The sequence below is a fragment of the Bacillus sp. iso_77 genome, assembly GCF_056173625.1.
The window spans coordinates 1,240,192-1,256,922 of sequence record NZ_CM149683.1 but is presented as its reverse complement, the minus strand read 5'-3'; the positions used below and the strand labels follow the sequence as shown (position 1 = coordinate 1,256,922).

Sequence of the window (16,731 nt, the reverse complement as noted above, 5' to 3'; positions counted from 1 at the left end):
TATTTCCTATTTTATAAGGAGGAAATGAGAAATTGATGAGAAAAGACCTACTTATTTCTGAAAAAGAATGGTCATCACGGTTCCTTCACCGATACGGCTGTCTACCTTTAGCTCAGCCCCATGCTCTTCAGCAATTTGCTTCGCAATTGACAGGCCAAGCCCAGTTCCGCCCGTCTCACTGTTTCTCGCTTCATCCACACGGAAAAAGCGGTCAAAGATTTTCGGCAGATCCTCTTCTTTTATGCCAATTCCTTTGTCAACAACCGAAATAAACGGTTTCTCTCCTGATCGTCCGCAGTTCACATCAACTGGCTCTGCACTATATTTAACCGCATTATCAATCAAGATGGTCAAAAGCTGTTTGATCTTCTCTTCGTCCCCTTCAGCAATCACAGGCTGATCTGTTTGTACATGAGTAAGGATGGTTCGATTGGTTGCCACTTCAAGTGTATGGCCGACTTGGCTACACAATTGACCAAGATCAACCGGCTTCATGTCCAAGTAAAGCGGCTGCCCATTTTTCGCCAGTGTGAGTAGTTGATCTGTCAGCCTTTTCATTTTTTTTGCCTCATCATGAATGGCTTGAGAGGATTCTTCTACGACCTCTGGCCGGCTTTGCCCCCAGCGTTTTAGTAAATTGCTGTAGCTCATGATGACGGTAATGGGTGTTTTCAATTCATGAGAAGCATCGTGTAAAAATTGCTGCTCTTTCTCATAATGTTTCTCGAGAATTTCGGCCATTTCATTAAAGGTTTGACCCATTTGATACAGTTCATCCTTTGAATCGCCTGTTAATTCAATTCGTTTAAATGCCTTTTCTCTCATACTTGCTTTCATCGTATTGGTCATTCGACTAATTGGGCGGACAATTTGTTTCGTTAAAATGTGGCCTGCAAAATAAGAAAGCACAATAAACAAAACGCCAGTAGCGATTAAAATCATTTTTAATAACGCCAAGTTCTCTTCTGTATTTTCAATTTCTTCATATACTTGCAGCGACACAATGTCCCCATTTGTCCAAATGACAGGGATAGCCGCGAACGCAATCATATGCTTATTGTATTCTTGAATTTCTGCTGTCTGACCAGATTCGTATGTAAAAGGAAGTGAGCTAAACGTAGATTCCTTCGTGACGGTCAGCTTTGATTCACCTTTCTCTGTGACCACACGGATCATACCATTTTGAGGCAGATACGCTTTCAGAAGCTCTGAAGATGGAAGGCCCTCTTCTTCTGACTTCTTTAGTGCAATAGCAATATTTTCAGCTACTTCCGACAGTCTGGACATATCTTTTTGCGTCAAGGTCATTGAAAAAATAAAATAAATCGCTGTATGAAACAGCAGCACCATTAAAAACAAGGACAACGATGTATAAAGCTGGATCTTATTTTTTAATCTCATGCTTTATCCTTTCATCACATAACCCACACCTCTCACTGTGTGAATCAATTGTTTTTCAAACGGGTAATCGATTTTTTTCCTTAAATAGCGAATATAGACATCAACCACGTTCGTGTCACCAAAATAATCAAAACCCCAAACAGCTGTTAAAAGCTGATCTCTTGTGAGCACTTGCTGCTGATGTTTCAATAAATGAACCAGCAGGTCATATTCTCTCGGTGTCAGCTCAAGCGTCTGACCGCCTCTTTGAATTTCTCTTGTTTTCTCATTCACCGTTAAATCTGCAATACTTAGCTCAATTTCCTTTTCCTCTTGTGCATTGTGATTGAACCTCAGCTGTGCACGAATTCGCGCTAATAATTCTTCTATATCAAAGGGTTTTGTAATATAATCGTTTGCCCCAAGATCAAGACCGCTGACCTTATCGGGAACACTTCCTCTTGCGGTAATCAAAATGATCGGTGTTGCCGTATTTGTCTTTCGAACCCTTCTAAGCACTTCAAGTCCGCTTAATTCTGGAAGCATGACATCTAGAAGCACTAAATCAAAACTCTCCTCCTCGAGCGCCTGGAGTCCTTTCATCCCTGTATCTTGGACTGTGACCTCATATCCTTCATATTCAAGTTCTAATGACAGCACTCTTGCAATTTTCTTTTCATCTTCTACCACGAGTATCTTCCCTTTGTTCATCTCTATCTCTCCTATCTGAAAGGCAAGCTTGTCTTTCCATTATTATATGTTGCCTTTCTCCATTGGAACAGTCACAATCTTCATATCTTATTTTTCATGAATGAGGAATTGTTATGTAATATGGTTGATTTTTATTTTCAGCTGATCCTTTCACATTACACAAATCAACAAAAAAAGCCTCTTTTCTGAGGCTGGTCTCTTACTTCTTTTTAGGTTGACTGACAAAAAGCTCATCTACAGTCGTATTCAAAACAGAGGCGATGTCAAAGGCTAATTGTAAAGTAGGGTCATACTTATCGTTTTCAATGGCATTGATGGTTTGTCTCGAGACCTTACATCGTTTAGCAAGTTCTTCTTGGGATAATTTAATGGATTTCCTTAGTTCTCTTATATGATTTTGCAATTTAATCACCATATTTTTTTCTGTATATGAGTAATGTAACTAAATATATGACCGAAATCACAGTTAGGAACATGATGGGAGAAATCCCAAACCCCTTATCAGAATTGTTCCCTTGGGTCGTTAAAAATATGGACTCTGCGACTTCTAATAAAAGCATACCAATGACCACCATAAATGCATACGATTGAGCTTTTGAGTAGATAAATCTCTTTCTTTCATCACCCTTTTGAATCATGGGCGCGATAAAAATGAACAGTCCGACCACTAATAAGATGACTGAATACACAACTTTGACAACATCCAACGGTTAGTTCCCTCCCAATCAAAATGTCAAATACTTTTTACATTTCAATCATATCATCCGCTAAAAAAATGTCAAATACTTTTTACATTCTATATTCTTTCGATCATTATAATGAAAAAACAATTATCTGCACATGGCATGTACCTTTTTCTTTTCTGTCATCCTCTATCTCTTTATATGATTGTTTTTTCGATCTGCCTTTTTTAGTTCTTTCCACCCATTTTCATCTGTACAGGTGCAAGCTCACTATGCAACATTTCCTTCTTTTTCATATGATACTAAGAGTTTTCCTCAAAAGGTGACTTCTTTCGGCAAGATATGAGGAGAACTGCACAATAAATAATTATTTGATTATTTGAAAAATTATTACAATTGACCCTTTCCGATCAAACATTTGTTTTATACAATAACATTACGCAACCTGAATCTACTTTGAAAACAAAATAAGGAGGGCTTTCTTATGAAAGGTGAAATTCGCTTAATTCCGTATGAAGTAAAAGCCAATGTGATGGAAGCGAAAGAGACGCCGGAAAGTATTCAGGAGATTAAAGCACCCGAACTTTGGTCAAGTGGCTTCAAAGGAAAAGGCATAACCATTGCTGTCCTTGATACAGGTTGCGACACGGAGCATCCCGATTTAAAAGATCAGATTATCGGAGGAAAAAACTTTACCGATGATGACAATGGCGATGCTGAGAATGTAAAAGACTACAACGGGCATGGTACCCATGTCTCAGGAACGATTGCAGCAACGGATCAAAATGGCGGCATTTTAGGTGTTGCGCCTGAAGCCAAGCTGTTGATCGTGAAAGTTCTTGGAGGGAAAAATGGCAGCGGGAAATACGAATGGATTATCAATGGCATTAACTATGCGGTTGAACAGAAGGTTGATATTATTTCCATGTCTCTCGGTGGGCCAAGCAATGAACCAGAACTACAAAAGGCCATCCAACATGCGGTAAGCAGCGGTGTGCTTGTTGTCTGCGCAGCAGGAAATGAAGGTGACGGAGACGAGCGTACTGAAGAGTTCTCCTACCCAGCTGCATACAACGAGGTCATTGCCGTCGGCTCTGTCTCTCTTGCAAGAGAATCCTCTGAATTCTCCAATGCGAATAAAGAAATCGACCTCGTCGCTCCAGGTGAAGACATTTTGTCCACTCTCCCTAACCATAAATACGGAAGACTAACAGGCACTTCCATGGCTGCCCCTCATGTGAGCGGTGCACTCGCCATTATTAAAAATGCCGAAGAAAAAGCGTTCCAGCGTAAGCTGACAGAACCTGAGGTATATGCTCAGCTCGTACGGAGAACCCTTCCGCTAGAACAATCGAAAACCCTTGTAGGAAACGGGTTTTTATATTTAACTGCACCAGATGTACTTCTTGAGAAAACATTAGAAGCAGAACTTTTGTCTCTATAGGTACATGTTAGGTCCTGAGAAAAGATAGAATTTTCTCAGGATTTTTTTAATTAAAATTATTCAAAATTTACTTTGACGAAATGAAGTGAACGTTATATAATCGAACACAATAAATTCATAGTTTGAGAGTCGGTAATTCGATCACACGTCGAATTTTAATTGGGAAGACCGGTGAAAATCCGGCGCGGTCCCGCCACTGTAAGTGAGGAGAGCTTTTCGTTAATCATCCACTGTCGTGAAGATGGGAAGGATGAAAAGCTTGCAGATTCACTAGCCAGGATACCAGCCGCTCTATCACATCAAACCCCCTACGGTTGATAGGAGATGTCGGAAAAGCGTTCGTCATTGATACTTACGCCTTCTTTCGCACACACATTTTGTCTTTTTAAACCAGACATTTGCCCTCATCAATCTTGACCATGAGTGTGAGTGTCTTTTTATATTTAGAGGAGGAATTGGAATTGACAATTGTTAAAACAAGTAATCTAGGTTTTCCGCGAATTGGTTTAAACAGAGAATGGAAAAAAGCACTTGAGTCTTATTGGAAAGGTCAAACTGACCGAGAAACCCTCTTAAGCACACTCGATGAACAATTTTTAGCCGCTATTAAAACTCAAATTGATCAACAAATTGACGTTGTTCCTTCTGGGGACTTCACCTTCTACGATCACGTGCTGGATACTGCCGTTATGTTCAATTGGATTCCAGAGCGCTTCCGCAGCTTGAAAGACCCGCTAGATACATACTTTGCGATGGCAAGAGGAACAAAAGATGCTGTCTCAAGTGAAATGACAAAATGGTTTAATACAAACTATCACTACATCGTTCCAGAATACGAAAAAAGCACAGAATTCAAACTCACACATAACAAACCGCTTGAAGCATACGAAAAGGTGAAAAAAGCGTTTGGTGTTGAAACAAAACCTGTCGTTCTTGGTCTTTATACATTTGTTTCTCTTTCTAAAGGCTATGAAGCCAATGAAGTGAAAGAGATTCAGCAACGCCTAGTGCCGCTTTATACTCAGTTGTTAAAAGAGCTTGAAGAAGCCGGTGTAAAATGGGTTCAAATTGATGAGCCTGCTTTAGTCACAGCTTCAAGTGAAGACGTGAAAGCAGTAAAAGCCATCTATCAAACGATTAAAGAAGCTGTACCTGCCTTAAACGTTCTCCTTCAAACATACTTTGACTCAGTAGATGCCTATGAAGAGCTTGTCACGTATCCTGTTGAAGCCATAGGTCTTGATTTTGTCCATGATCAAGGACGAAACCTTGAACAATTGAAAAAACACGGCTTCCCAAAAGATAAAATTTTAGCAGCCGGTATCATCGACGGCAGAAATATTTGGAGATCAGATCTAGGAGAAAGATTATCGTTTGTTTCTGAAGTGATTGCTGACGTGCAGCCGAAAGAAGTATGGCTGCAGCCTTCAAGCAGCCTGCTACATGTCCCAGTTGCAAAACATCCGAGCGAACAGCTTGAAGAAAAACTATTAAACGGACTTTCTTATGCCACTGAAAAACTGGCTGAATTAACGCTATTAAAAGAAGGCTTATCAAAAGGAGCGGCTGCCATTGATGCAGACATCCATGCAGCAAATGAAGCACTTCTGACGTTAAAAGAATTCGCGAAAGGAACGAATGCGGACCTGACAGCAGAGCGCAACAATCTTTCATCAAAAGATTTTAAACGTCCAGTTGCTTTTGAAGAACGACTACGCATTCAAAATGAATCTCTTGAACTGCCGCTTCTTCCAACCACAACAATCGGAAGCTTCCCTCAGTCAGCTGAGGTGCGCAGTGCTCGTCAAAAATGGCGCAAAAATGAGTGGACAGATGCTGAGTATGATGAATTTATTAAAAAAGAAACAAAAAGATGGATTGATATTCAAGAAGAGATTGGCCTAGATGTACTCGTTCATGGAGAATTTGAACGTACAGACATGGTTGAATACTTCGGTGAAAAACTCGCTGGATTTGCCTTTACAAAATTCGCTTGGGTTCAATCTTATGGATCACGCTGCGTGAAGCCGCCGATCATTTATGGAGATGTAGAATTTACAGAGCCAATGACAGTGAAAGAAACGGTTTACGCTCAAAGCTTAACGGAGAAAAAAGTCAAAGGAATGCTGACAGGGCCTGTCACGATCTTAAACTGGTCTTTCCCAAGAACAGATATCTCTCGTAAAGACATTGCCTTCCAAATCGCTTTTGCTTTACGTAAAGAGGTAGAAGCGTTAGAAGCAGCGGGTATTCAAGTGATTCAAGTGGATGAACCTGCGCTAAGAGAAGGTCTTCCTTTAAAAGAGAGTGATTGGGCAGCATACTTAAACTGGGCAGCAGAGTCATTCCGTCTATCGACATCGTCTGTTCAAAATGAAACGCAAATTCATACACATATGTGCTACAGCAACTTCGAGGATATTGTTGATACGATTGAAGACCTTGATGCAGACGTGATTACGATTGAGCATTCACGGAGTCATGGCGGGTTCCTCGATTATTTAGAAAAACACCCGTATTTGAAAGGTCTTGGACTTGGGGTATATGACATTCACAGCCCGCGCGTTCCATCTGTTGAAGAAATGAGTAAAATCATTGATGATGCACTGAACGTATGTCCGACAGATCGCTTCTGGGTCAACCCTGACTGTGGACTGAAAACAAGACAAGAACCTGAAACCATTGCTGCTTTGAAAAACATGGTGACAGCTGCTGAAGTCGCTCGTAAAAAGCTAGCGCAGCACGCATAATGGACTCACTCTTCCCCTGCTGAACATTTGGCAGGGGTTTTTTATCCGCAAATTGTCCTGTTCGATCTCCTCCTACAATGATTCCTTTTCTATCATGATTCGTTTATACTAGAGAAGTCAGTCGAACAAAGGGAGGAAGACAATGAATCACGAAGCTTTTTTACAACGCGCAATTGATCTTGCAGTAGAAGGAGTAAATAGTGGCACAGGCGGCCCTTTTGGAGCGGTCATTGTCAAAGACGGTCAGATTATTGCAGAGGGAAGCAACAATGTCACAACGAGTAATGATCCAACTGCACATGCAGAAGTGACAGCTATTCGAAAGGCGTGCCAAACACTACATACATACCAATTAGAAGACTGTATTTTGTATACAAGCTGTGAGCCTTGTCCAATGTGTCTCGGTGCTATCTATTGGGCTAGACCAAAGGCCGTATATTTTGCCGCTGGACACAAGGATGCAGCGACTTCTGGTTTTGATGACTCCTTTATTTATGAAGAAATCAATAAAGAATACGAATCAAGAAACATTCCATTTTACCAGCTGACCCTTCAAAAAACCCTTGCTCCATTTGAAGCATGGGACACATACGACAAAAAGAAAGAATACTAAAAAAAGACACCTGCTCCACAGCAGGTGTCAGTAGGTGCTTGAGAAAGGGCTAAATTTTAGCCCTTTTTTCTTTTCATGATTCCGCCACTTCAAGCTCTACTTCGATGTTTCCTCTTGTTGCTTTTGAATATGGACAGAATTCATGTGCAGCCTCAACAAGCTCTTTCGCTTTGTCATGATCAAGCCCTTGAGCGGAAACAATCAGCTTCACGCCAAGTTTAAAACCGCCATCACTTTCATCTTTTAATAGACTGACATGTCCTTCTACTTCTGATTCAATTTCGACACCTTGCTTCTTGGCGACTTGTTCAAGCGCCCCTCCGAAACAGGCCGCATAACCCGCTGCAAATAATTGTTCAGGATTCGTACCAGTTTCTCCATCTTTCTTTGCGTTTGGCATCACAATGTTGTGGTCAAGCACACCATCATCAGAACGAACATGTCCTGCTCTTCCGTGTTGTGCTTTTACTTTTGCAGTAAATAATGGTTTCATCTTGATCTCCTCCTTCTTCTACTTATACCTTTCACGTTCTATTCGTTGCTCAAACATTTATAGCACATTGAAGAATTTTTCATTTTTAGTCTATATTTATTTTAAAAAGGAAGAAAATCTTATACAATGATAAGTATGACAAAAAATAGTTGGTGACAGATATGACAAATGAATTTGAACATATGAAGCTGGAAAATCAGCTTTGTTTCTTGTTATATGCAAGTTCAAGAGAAATGACGAAGCAGTATAAACCATTATTAGAAGAGTTAAATATCACATACCCGCAATATTTGGCACTGCTTTTGTTATGGGAGCATGGGACATTAAATGTGAAAACAATGGGAGAGCTTTTATATTTAGACTCCGGTACACTCACACCTATGCTAAAACGAATGGAACAAAATGGACTCATCATCCGTGAACGTTCAAAAGAGGATGAGCGTTCGGTCCAAATTCGTTTAACAGAATACGGAGAAGCTTTACAAGAGAAGGCCACTTCGATTCCATTTCAAATGCTGTCTGGAACAGGCAGATCAGAAGAAGAGCTGAAAACACTTCGCGCTTCTTTACATGAGCTTCTGCAAAAATTAACACAATCAAAAGGCTGAGGGAATATTCCCTCAGCCTTTTTTTTGATGTCTATTATTGAGCGACAGCTACTAATTCTACTTCAATGTTTCCTTGCGTTGCTTTTGAGTATGGGCAAACGCCGTGTGCTTTATGAACAAGTTCATCAAGTGCAGATTGCTCAATTCCAGTTCCTTTTACTTCTAATTTGACACCTAGTTTGAAACCGCCGTCTGAACTGTCTTTGATTAAGCTTACATGTGCCGTTACTTCACTTTCAAAACGGATACGCTCTTGTCTTGCGACCATTTGAAGGGCTGAATCAAAACATGCAGAATAGCCCGCTGCGAATAATTGCTCTGGATTCGTTGCTTTCTCAAGCTTTTTCGCTCTTGGCGTTCCTGGCATTGCTACATCATGCTCTAGTACACCATCTGTTGACACAACCTTACCTTCTCTTCCTCCTACAGCTGATACCGTTGCAGTAAATAAAACTTCTGACATGAATATAACCCTCTTTCGCTCTATTAATATTTTCTACAATTGAATTGTACACAATCTAAATTCAAGAGTCAATGAAAAACACTCACTTTCATCTTTCCTCCATTTTTTATTTTTATGAATGTGCAACCTACGATGATTGAAGCGGTCAATAAAAAAAGCCCTTTAAAAAGGGCTTTTTAGATCGTGATATGCTGCGGATTCGGTTTTTCCAGCGTATGGTTTCTGTTATCGGGGTCGGCATTAGGTGATGTGATCCATAATGCCAAGATCGTGATGCTTGTACAGACGACTGCCCATTTTTTAAAATTCATATAAACAATCCCCTCTCTGAATATAGATACGAGCATGTTCCGCTTCCCCATAGAACATGGAAGATTTTTCATAATCCTCCATTTCATTATAATACTTTGCGGTGTCTAAAGCCAGCTCTTCTATATCTGGATATGCATAGGAAGATTCTAAAAAATGGAAAATACGTTTAATATGCTCTGCATCTTGTCGTAAGTACAACGCTTCTAAAAAAATGGTCTTCTGAATATGAATGTCATCCTGCAGAGCTTCTGCTCGTTTCATACATTCTTCTCTGTAATATAATGCTTCATCGTTTTTACCTTGTTTGTATAAGATCTGAGCGGCTGTATAAAGAGGGTCTATCGATCGACGAAGATGATCAGATTGGTTTTGATCAAATAATGAGATGGATTCTTTCATTAAGTCGAGTGCGCGGTTCAAGTCTCCCATTCTGTAATAGCTGTTGCCCATATTAAACAAAGAAGAAGCAATAAAACGCACATTCTGAAAGTCTCTTGACCTTGCAAGTGCTCTTTCGAGATGTGGCAATGCCTTTTCATGCCTTCTCATATCATCATAATTACCGGCTACAATAAATTCACACTGAATGGTACGAAGCGCATATAGTTCGTGCTGAATATAGACATCCAGCGCTAGTTTGGCATGGTGCATCGAAATGTGTGTTTGTTTCATGTGATAATATATTTCTGACATTTTAAAATGAAATTCTGCACGTTCAATATCGTCGGATACAAAAGAAAGCTTGTGCTCTGCCTTTTGATAGGACGATATGGCAGCAATGTACTCTCTCCGGCCGAACTCATACATGCCTCTGAAGAAATGATAGTAATATTCAAGCATGCCTGTGACATGCGTTTGATGCTCATCTATTTCTTTCGAAAGCTCGGAAAAGTTGGCGCGAAGCTTTCCTTCCTTTAATGGCTTTAAATAATCGAGCATGACCTCATGCCTGAATTCCATTAAAGAAAAATAGAGAAGCAAATTCTGATCTTCTTCCATTGAATCAAGAGAGGTGCGAATTTCCTGCTTTAACTGTTCTGCTTGTTCTGAATCAAATCTGCGGATTAATTCATACCACTTGTTGATTTTCACTCCAATATCCGAAGAGGGAATGATTTTCGCCATACGTTGCCTTCTCCAATCTTCTCAAAATATAAAACATTACCATATTTTATCATACTTGACCGAAGAAATACAAAAATGAAAGGAAAAAGAGAGCCTTGTGCGATAAGACTCTCTTTTTGGATGGGTTATTCTCTTATTTGTCCTTGACCACGAATGACAAATTTTTCAGAGGTTAGGGCTGGCAGACCCATTGGTCCTCTAGCATGCAATTTTTGTGTGCTAATGCCGATTTCCGCTCCGTAGCCAAATTCAAAGCCATCTGTAAACCGGGTAGATGCATTATGATACACAGCGGCAGCGTCAACGGCTGTTAAGAAAAGTGCCGCATGCTGCTCGTTTTCCGTAATGATCGCTTCAGAATGCTTAGAGCTATACATTTGAATATGCTGTATCGCCTCTTCCATGGTCTTTACGGTTTTAATACTGACAATCGGCGCTAAAAATTCCGTTTCAAAATCAGTGGTCGTCGCTAATGTGGCACTAGGTGCAAGCGCACATACTGCTTCATCGCCCCGTATTTCTACACCATGTGTCTGAAGTGCTTCAAAGAGCGAAGCGCCATGTTCTTTTGCCCATGTTTCATGAATGACAATGCTCTCAATGGCATTACAAACAGATGGCCTTTGTGTTTTCGCATTCAGAACAATTTGTTCAGCCATTTCTTTTTGGGCTGTTTCATCAATGTAAATATGACAATTCCCTGCACCCGTCTCAAGTACTGGAACAGTAGACTCTCTCACAACAAGATCAATTAAATGTTTCCCACCGCGTGGAATAAGGACATCTAGATAGTCATTTAAAGTGAACAGGGTTTTAGCCGTCTCACGGCCTGTATCTTCAATCAATTGTACACTGTCTACGGGAATATCCGTTGGTTGCAGCGCTTCATGAATGACTTTCACAATCGCTTTATTACTATGAATGGCCGATGAACTTCCTCGAAGAATCACAGCATTTCCAGTTTTCAAGCAAAGAGTGGCCGCATCGACTGTCACGTTTGGTCTTGCTTCGTAAATCATCCCAACCGTTCCAAGAGGCACACGTACTTTTTCAATGAGAAGCCCGTTTTCTTTTTGAATGGTCTCTAATGTTTCACCAATTGGGTCTTTGAGCTGAATGAGTTGATGCGTAGCGTCTGCAATCGCTTCAATTCTCTCTTCTGTTAATGTAATTCTGTCGATCACAGATGGCGTGAACTCTTTGTCTATAGCCGCCTGAACATCTTTTTGGTTTTCGGCAATTAAATAAGCTGAAGATGCTTTTAATGCTTTTGCAATAGCGTCTAATGCAGCATTCTTTTGTTCAGTTGTATTTAATAGCAGCTGATCTTTGGCTGCGCTTGCCTTTTTTGCTTTTTCTAGAACTTCATTCATCGTTTTCCCTCCTCAGTTTTGTACGTGCTGAACCCAGTGATCTCGGTGAATGACTTCAGGTTTTTCATAAGAAAGCTCATGACTTCGCATCCCTTTAATGCCAAGAAGCTCATCTGAATCATACAATGTTTGTCCTTTACCGACTAATCCGTTTGGACCAACAACTTCGACGACCTCTCCTTTAGAAAATTCACCAGCTACATCAATGACACCAGCTGGAAGAAGACTCCTTCCATTATGCAAAATCGCCGCCTCTGCCCCCGCATCAATCATGATCTTCCCAGAGACTGGCGAGTGGAATTGAATCCATTGGCGACGGTTATTGACTGATGATAAGTCTTGTTCACCAATATATGTGCCGTCTCCTTGACCAGCGAGAATGTGAAGAAGCTTGTCTTCCCCTGTACCTGTGCCAATGAAGACTTTAACGCCAAGGGAGAGAGCTGTTTGTGCAGCTGAAAGCTTAGATTTCATCCCGCCTGTTCCAACCTTTGAACCCGTACTCTTCGCATATGAGAACAATTCATCTGAAATGTGAGTCAGCACATCAAACCGCTTCGCATCAGGATTCTCACTTGGATTGGCATCATAAATTCCGTTGATATCTGTTAAAATGATCAATTGGTCTGCATGAATTAAGCCACTTACCAGTGCTGATAACATGTCATTATCACCAAAGGTAAGCTCCTCGATGGACACAGAGTCATTTTCATTAATGATCGGTAAAATTTTTCTCTCGAGCAGTTCCATCATCGTTGCGTAAGCATTTCGATATCTTGTACGATCTGAAAAGTCATTACGTGTTAAAAGCATTTGTGCAGGCGTCATCTGAAACTGTGAAAATAGTTCTGTATATTTCTGCATTAACAAGCCTTGACCAACAGCAGCAGCAGCCTGCTTCCCTTTTAAGGTCACAGGTCTTGACGGATATCCTAAACTGCCAAATCCCGCCGCAACGGCACCTGACGAAATGAGAATGATTTCATGTCCTGCCTCTTTTAGCTTTGCAATGGCTTTGACATGATCCTGCATTTTTTGTTCATCAATGGCTCCTTTTTGCTCTGTTAATGAACTGCTACCAATTTTTATGACGATCCTTTGCTTTTTCATCATTGATTCCCTCCGCTATACCTTTCACCACATAAAAAATCCCTTTTTCTCCTTATGTAAAGGACGAAAAAGGGATTTTCCGTGGTACCACCTTCATTGAATAAGCATACGTCTGCTTATTCCACTCAACTCCTGTAACGCCAGGCATGCGCTTAGATTTTTCCTCTAAGGCTCAAAGGGTAGGTTCAGCAGCTGTCTGCGGCAAATGTTTCAGCATGTCATTTGCTCTCTTTTACACAACAGGTCCTGCTTACTATTCCTTCTCAACGCTCGTTAATTTTTTTATATTATCACCAATTGCTTCAGAAAAGTCAAGCGGTCAATTAAACACAATCGTTTTATTCTCATGAACAATGATTCGATCTTCCAGATGCCATTTGACAGCTCGGGCAAGCACACTGCGCTCAATCGTGCGGCCAATATTTTTTAATGCCTCTGCATCATCTCTATGATCTACCCGCTCAATATCCTGTTCAATGATTGGCCCTTCGTCTAAATCATTTGTCACGTAATGAGAAGTCGCCCCAATCAGTTTAACCCCTCGCTCATATGCACGCTTGTAAGGGTTAGCCCCTATAAAAGCCGGCAGGAAGGAATGATGAATATTAATGATTTTGTTCGGGTGCTGTTCGATAAAGGCTGGCGTCAAAATTTGCATGTATCTAGCAAGCACAACCGCATCAATATCATATTCTTCTAATAATGCAAGCTGTTGTTTTTCTGCATCTTGGCGAATGTCTTTATTTGCTTTCACGAAGTGGAATGGAATGCCGAGTGCTTCGACTGTATCTTTTGCCGTTTCATGATTGCTGATGACAACCGCTATTTCAGCCATTAAATTACCGCTTTGCCATTCCCATAAAAGTTCATGTAAACAATGAAGCTCTTTGGACACAAAGATCGCCAGCTTTTTCAGATCACTTGCACGCGACATGCTCCACGTCATGTGAAATGATTGCGCAATTGGCTCAAAACTGCTTTTCAGTTGATCTAAGTTGGCCGAGATGTCTTTCCAATCAAATTCAATTCTTAAAAAGAACCGGCCGCTCTCATGATCTGTTGTGTATTGACTAGATTCAATGATGTTTGCTCCATGTTCAAATAAAAAAGTAGAAACAGCTGACACAATACCAGGCTGATCCGGGCAGCTGACTAAAAGCCTTCCTTTTTGCTCATGCTTTTGTCTGTGTAATTCAAGTTTTTCTGTAATCAATGTTCTCATGTCTTATGACCTCATTTACATTTTTCATTCTAATGAAATATTATACTGGACTGGAAAGAGAAAAAGCAATTAAGCGTCGTGTTTTTTATTGAATATTCATTCAATTCTGCACCTGGCGTGATATAATATGGATAGACCTTTTATCATAAAAGGAGTGATGGAGATGAAAAGCATGACTTTGTTTGGTAAAGTGAGCTTTTGGCTCGGCATCGTATGTCTAATCACGGGCATTTATCTATTTATGACCGGAGAAAGACTTATTCCTTTACTTACATTTGGTGTATGTTTTCTGCTTGTGAGTCAGCTTTACCGCAAAAATGAAAACGATTCCAATCATCATTCGATGTAGCAAAAAGGCTGGCACATGTTTGCCAGCCTTTTCTTATTCAATGATTTTCAACCCGACCGCTGCTGATAAAATGAGTGCGATAAAGAAAATACGTTTTGCGTCTTTCGACTCACCATAAAACAACATCCCAACAATCGCTCCTCCAGCTGCTCCGATTCCTGTCCAAATCGCATACGCCGTTCCCATCGGAATTGTATTCATCGCAAGAGACAGCATCAGAAAGGAAAGCGAAAAGCCAGCTGCTATGAAGAAAATCCATTTGACATGGCGATCTTTCTGGAATTGATTCATCATGGTGACACAAAGCATTTCTAAGATGCCTGCTCCAATGAGTAAAAGCCAGCTCACGATTCAGCCTCCCCTTTCTTTTCACCTGTGGTCAATTTGAGTCCTAATACACCGCTTAAAAGTACCATGATCAAAAGTAATTTTACTAGCTGTACCGGTTCACCCATGACCATCCCTACTATGACCGTACCGGCTGTTCCAAGTCCGGTGAAAACGGCGTAAAGTGTGCCAACTGGAAGTACAGTCGTGGCTTTCAGGAGTAAATAAAAGCTGACAACAATACAAACGATGGTTGCACTCCATTCCAATATAGAGCCAGCATATTTCAACCCCATCACCCAGCCGACTTCAAATACGGCTGCAATCAAAACATTTCCCCATTTCATTCGATCTCTTCCTTTCTTACCGATTCCAAGCAATAAAAAAAGCCCGGAAATCGATCGTTTGATCAAATCTCCCGGGCTTTTATCCCTCCGTGTCCATACGGTCTATTGTCTAGACCCTATGTGTTTTCTCTCGGTCCAGACTGCGCTGCCCGCACGGAACCCTAGAAAACCAATTCATGATAATCAGATCTAGCGTAGAGCCGATTCTGTATGAAAAAGTGTATCACACCCTGATATGCCGGTCTACCACTTTGCTTTTTCCCTTCAAATATACTTGTTCATTTTTCGAAAGAAAGTGGATGAAAGCGAAGTATACTAAATGTTAGAAAGAGGAACGACCACATCACTGATATAATAAAACAAGAGGTGGATCAAATGATGATGACCGACGAACAAAAACACGAATTTTATCAAGCACTTATTGATAAGAATCCGCAATATGATGGCACGTTTTTTGCTGGTATTAAAACAACCGGCATCTTCTGCCATGCCACGTGCACTGCTAGAAAACCAAAATATGAGAACTGCGAGTTTTTCTTTACAGCAGAGGAGGCGCTGCTTGCAGGGTATCGGCCGTGTAAGCGATGCACGCCTTTAACATATCCTAACAGCATTCCAGAAGAAGTCAAAACACTTGTATCAGCAGTTGAAGAGAGTCCTGAGAAACGGTGGAAAGAAGAAGATTTTCGCCAATTAGGGATTCACTCTGCAACAGCTCGGAGAAAATTCAAAGAAATCTATGGAATGACCTTTGTTCAATATGCTAGATCACGCCGAATGGGGCTAGCGTTTAAAGAGATTCTGAACGGAAAAAAAGTCATTGATCAGCAAGTCACCTTCGGTTACGAGTCTTCCAGTGCCTTCAATGATGCCTTTACGAAAATCATGGGGAATCCACCCAAAAAGGCGCAAGTCAATATTTTGCATGCGAATTTTATTTCTACTCCGATTGGGCGGATGATGAGCATTTCAGATGCAACCCATGTGTATTTGCTTGAATTTATGGACAGGCGAGGATTAGAAAGAGAAATTGAGAACATCAGAAAAAAACATCATGCCCGTATTTTAGTTGGAGAAACAAACGTCCATCAGCAATTAGCAAAGGAATTGGCCTTATATTTTGAAAAGAAACTCACGCAGTTTACTGTGCCACTTGCTATACATGGCACCCCTTTTCAGAAAAGGGTATGGGATCTTCTATTACAGATTCCGCCAGGCGAAACGAGATCGTATCGAGATCTTGCCATCATGCTTGGCGATCCCCATTTGGTTCGGGCAGTTGGAAATGCAAATGGTGCCAATCAGTTAGCCATCATCATTCCTTGTCACCGAGTCATTCAAACAAGCGGTGAACTTGGCGGATATGGCGGGGGAATCGAACGAAAGAAATATTTACTTCAGTTAGAACAGCGTCTATAAAA

19 protein-coding genes, 2 riboswitches and 1 other annotated feature are annotated in these 16,731 nt (G+C 40.8%); of the genes, 6 read left to right on the top strand and 13 right to left on the bottom strand.

Annotation, left to right across the window (positions count from 1 at the left end):
- Positions 1-51: 51 nt before the first annotated feature.
- The 4 genes from AC0VYC_RS06350 to AC0VYC_RS06335 form a co-directional block, all read right to left on the bottom strand.
- Complete coding sequence (locus AC0VYC_RS06350) at positions 52-1,401, bottom strand: sensor histidine kinase (protein ID WP_251210784.1); 1,350 nt, start codon at positions 1,399-1,401, stop codon at positions 52-54.
- Positions 1,402-1,404: 3 nt separating this feature from the next.
- Positions 1,405-2,091, bottom strand: a complete 687-nt coding sequence (locus tag AC0VYC_RS06345) for a response regulator transcription factor (RefSeq protein WP_008346176.1) — start codon at positions 2,089-2,091, stop codon at positions 1,405-1,407.
- Between the two features lie 199 nt (positions 2,092-2,290).
- Positions 2,291-2,494, bottom strand: coding sequence for a helix-turn-helix transcriptional regulator (locus tag AC0VYC_RS06340; RefSeq protein WP_008346178.1), 204 nt, complete (start codon positions 2,492-2,494; stop codon positions 2,291-2,293).
- A gap of 1 nt (position 2,495) precedes the next feature.
- Positions 2,496-2,798, bottom strand: coding sequence for a hypothetical protein (locus AC0VYC_RS06335; protein ID WP_041092341.1), 303 nt, complete (start codon positions 2,796-2,798; stop codon positions 2,496-2,498).
- Between the two features lie 460 nt (positions 2,799-3,258).
- Between AC0VYC_RS06335 and AC0VYC_RS06330 the strand changes: the two genes are divergently transcribed.
- From AC0VYC_RS06330 to guaD, 3 genes are all read left to right on the top strand, one after another.
- Positions 3,259-4,218: a S8 family peptidase gene (locus tag AC0VYC_RS06330; RefSeq protein WP_475389720.1), complete on the top strand. Its 960-nt coding sequence runs from the start codon at positions 3,259-3,261 to the stop codon at positions 4,216-4,218.
- Positions 4,219-4,330: 112 nt separating this feature from the next.
- Positions 4,331-4,523: riboswitch (cobalamin riboswitch) on the top strand.
- 156 nt (positions 4,524-4,679) lie between these two features.
- Complete coding sequence (metE, locus tag AC0VYC_RS06325; RefSeq protein WP_039170288.1) at positions 4,680-6,968, top strand: 5-methyltetrahydropteroyltriglutamate--homocysteine S-methyltransferase; 2,289 nt, start codon at positions 4,680-4,682, stop codon at positions 6,966-6,968.
- A 142-nt stretch (positions 6,969-7,110) separates the two neighbouring features.
- Positions 7,111-7,581, top strand: coding sequence for a guanine deaminase (gene guaD, locus AC0VYC_RS06320; protein ID WP_008346184.1), 471 nt, complete (start codon positions 7,111-7,113; stop codon positions 7,579-7,581).
- Positions 7,582-7,654: 73 nt separating this feature from the next.
- Here the strand turns inward: guaD and ohrB are convergent, their stop codons facing one another.
- Positions 7,655-8,074 carry an organic hydroperoxide resistance protein OhrB gene (gene ohrB, locus AC0VYC_RS06315; protein WP_024719628.1) on the bottom strand — a complete coding sequence of 140 codons (420 nt, stop codon included), beginning with the start codon at positions 8,072-8,074 and terminating at the stop codon, positions 7,655-7,657.
- Positions 8,075-8,235: 161 nt separating this feature from the next.
- Here ohrB and AC0VYC_RS06310 point away from each other — a divergent pair, with 161 nt between their 5' ends.
- Positions 8,236-8,682 carry a MarR family winged helix-turn-helix transcriptional regulator gene (locus AC0VYC_RS06310; RefSeq protein ID WP_008346188.1) on the top strand — a complete coding sequence of 149 codons (447 nt, stop codon included), beginning with the start codon at positions 8,236-8,238 and terminating at the stop codon, positions 8,680-8,682.
- Positions 8,683-8,716: 34 nt separating this feature from the next.
- On the opposite strand, the gene AC0VYC_RS06305 is transcribed toward AC0VYC_RS06310, so the two are convergent.
- The 6 genes from AC0VYC_RS06305 to purU all read right to left on the bottom strand — a co-directional run bounded on the left by AC0VYC_RS06305 (position 8,717) and on the right by purU (position 14,287).
- On the bottom strand, positions 8,717-9,145 hold the full coding sequence (locus AC0VYC_RS06305) for an organic hydroperoxide resistance protein (protein WP_007498801.1): 429 nt from the start codon (positions 9,143-9,145) through the stop codon (positions 8,717-8,719).
- A gap of 176 nt (positions 9,146-9,321) precedes the next feature.
- A complete protein-coding gene (locus tag AC0VYC_RS06300; protein WP_008346190.1) occupies positions 9,322-9,456 on the bottom strand; it encodes a hypothetical protein in 135 nt (44 codons plus the stop codon).
- The gene (locus AC0VYC_RS06295; protein WP_024719625.1) at positions 9,446-10,582 is read right to left on the bottom strand and encodes a Rap family tetratricopeptide repeat protein; all 1,137 of its coding nucleotides are present in this window, start codon (positions 10,580-10,582) and stop codon (positions 9,446-9,448) included. Before AC0VYC_RS06295 ends, AC0VYC_RS06300 begins: the two co-directional genes overlap by 11 nt.
- 125 nt (positions 10,583-10,707) lie before the next feature.
- The gene (locus AC0VYC_RS06290; protein WP_335350798.1) at positions 10,708-11,955 is read right to left on the bottom strand and encodes a glutamate-5-semialdehyde dehydrogenase; all 1,248 of its coding nucleotides are present in this window, start codon (positions 11,953-11,955) and stop codon (positions 10,708-10,710) included.
- A gap of 12 nt (positions 11,956-11,967) precedes the next feature.
- Positions 11,968-13,065, bottom strand: coding sequence for a glutamate 5-kinase (gene proB / locus AC0VYC_RS06285; RefSeq protein WP_058337559.1), 1,098 nt, complete (start codon positions 13,063-13,065; stop codon positions 11,968-11,970).
- A 56-nt stretch (positions 13,066-13,121) separates the two neighbouring features.
- Positions 13,122-13,341 (bottom strand) — a binding site (T-box leader).
- A 43-nt stretch (positions 13,342-13,384) separates the two neighbouring features.
- Complete coding sequence (gene purU, locus AC0VYC_RS06280; protein WP_007498809.1) at positions 13,385-14,287, bottom strand: formyltetrahydrofolate deformylase; 903 nt, start codon at positions 14,285-14,287, stop codon at positions 13,385-13,387.
- A 163-nt stretch (positions 14,288-14,450) separates the two neighbouring features.
- On the opposite strand from purU, the gene AC0VYC_RS06275 reads away from it, so the two are divergent.
- The gene (locus AC0VYC_RS06275) at positions 14,451-14,636 is read left to right on the top strand and encodes a hypothetical protein (protein WP_024719622.1); all 186 of its coding nucleotides are present in this window, start codon (positions 14,451-14,453) and stop codon (positions 14,634-14,636) included.
- A 33-nt stretch (positions 14,637-14,669) separates the two neighbouring features.
- Here AC0VYC_RS06275 and AC0VYC_RS06270 read toward each other — a convergent pair whose 3' ends face one another.
- Together AC0VYC_RS06270 and AC0VYC_RS06265 are read right to left on the bottom strand one after the other, a co-directional pair.
- On the bottom strand, positions 14,670-14,984 hold the full coding sequence (locus AC0VYC_RS06270) for a DMT family transporter (protein WP_017367096.1): 315 nt from the start codon (positions 14,982-14,984) through the stop codon (positions 14,670-14,672).
- Positions 14,981-15,310: a DMT family transporter gene (locus AC0VYC_RS06265; protein ID WP_024719620.1), complete on the bottom strand. Its 330-nt coding sequence runs from the start codon at positions 15,308-15,310 to the stop codon at positions 14,981-14,983. Before AC0VYC_RS06265 ends, AC0VYC_RS06270 begins: the two co-directional genes overlap by 4 nt.
- Positions 15,311-15,376: 66 nt before the next feature.
- A riboswitch (guanidine-I (ykkC/yxkD leader) is annotated at positions 15,377-15,486 on the bottom strand.
- 199 nt (positions 15,487-15,685) lie between these two features.
- Between AC0VYC_RS06265 and AC0VYC_RS06260 the strand changes: the two genes are divergently transcribed.
- Complete coding sequence (locus AC0VYC_RS06260; RefSeq protein ID WP_025207222.1) at positions 15,686-16,729, top strand: bifunctional transcriptional activator/DNA repair enzyme AdaA; 1,044 nt, start codon at positions 15,686-15,688, stop codon at positions 16,727-16,729.
- Positions 16,730-16,731 lie beyond the last annotated feature (2 nt).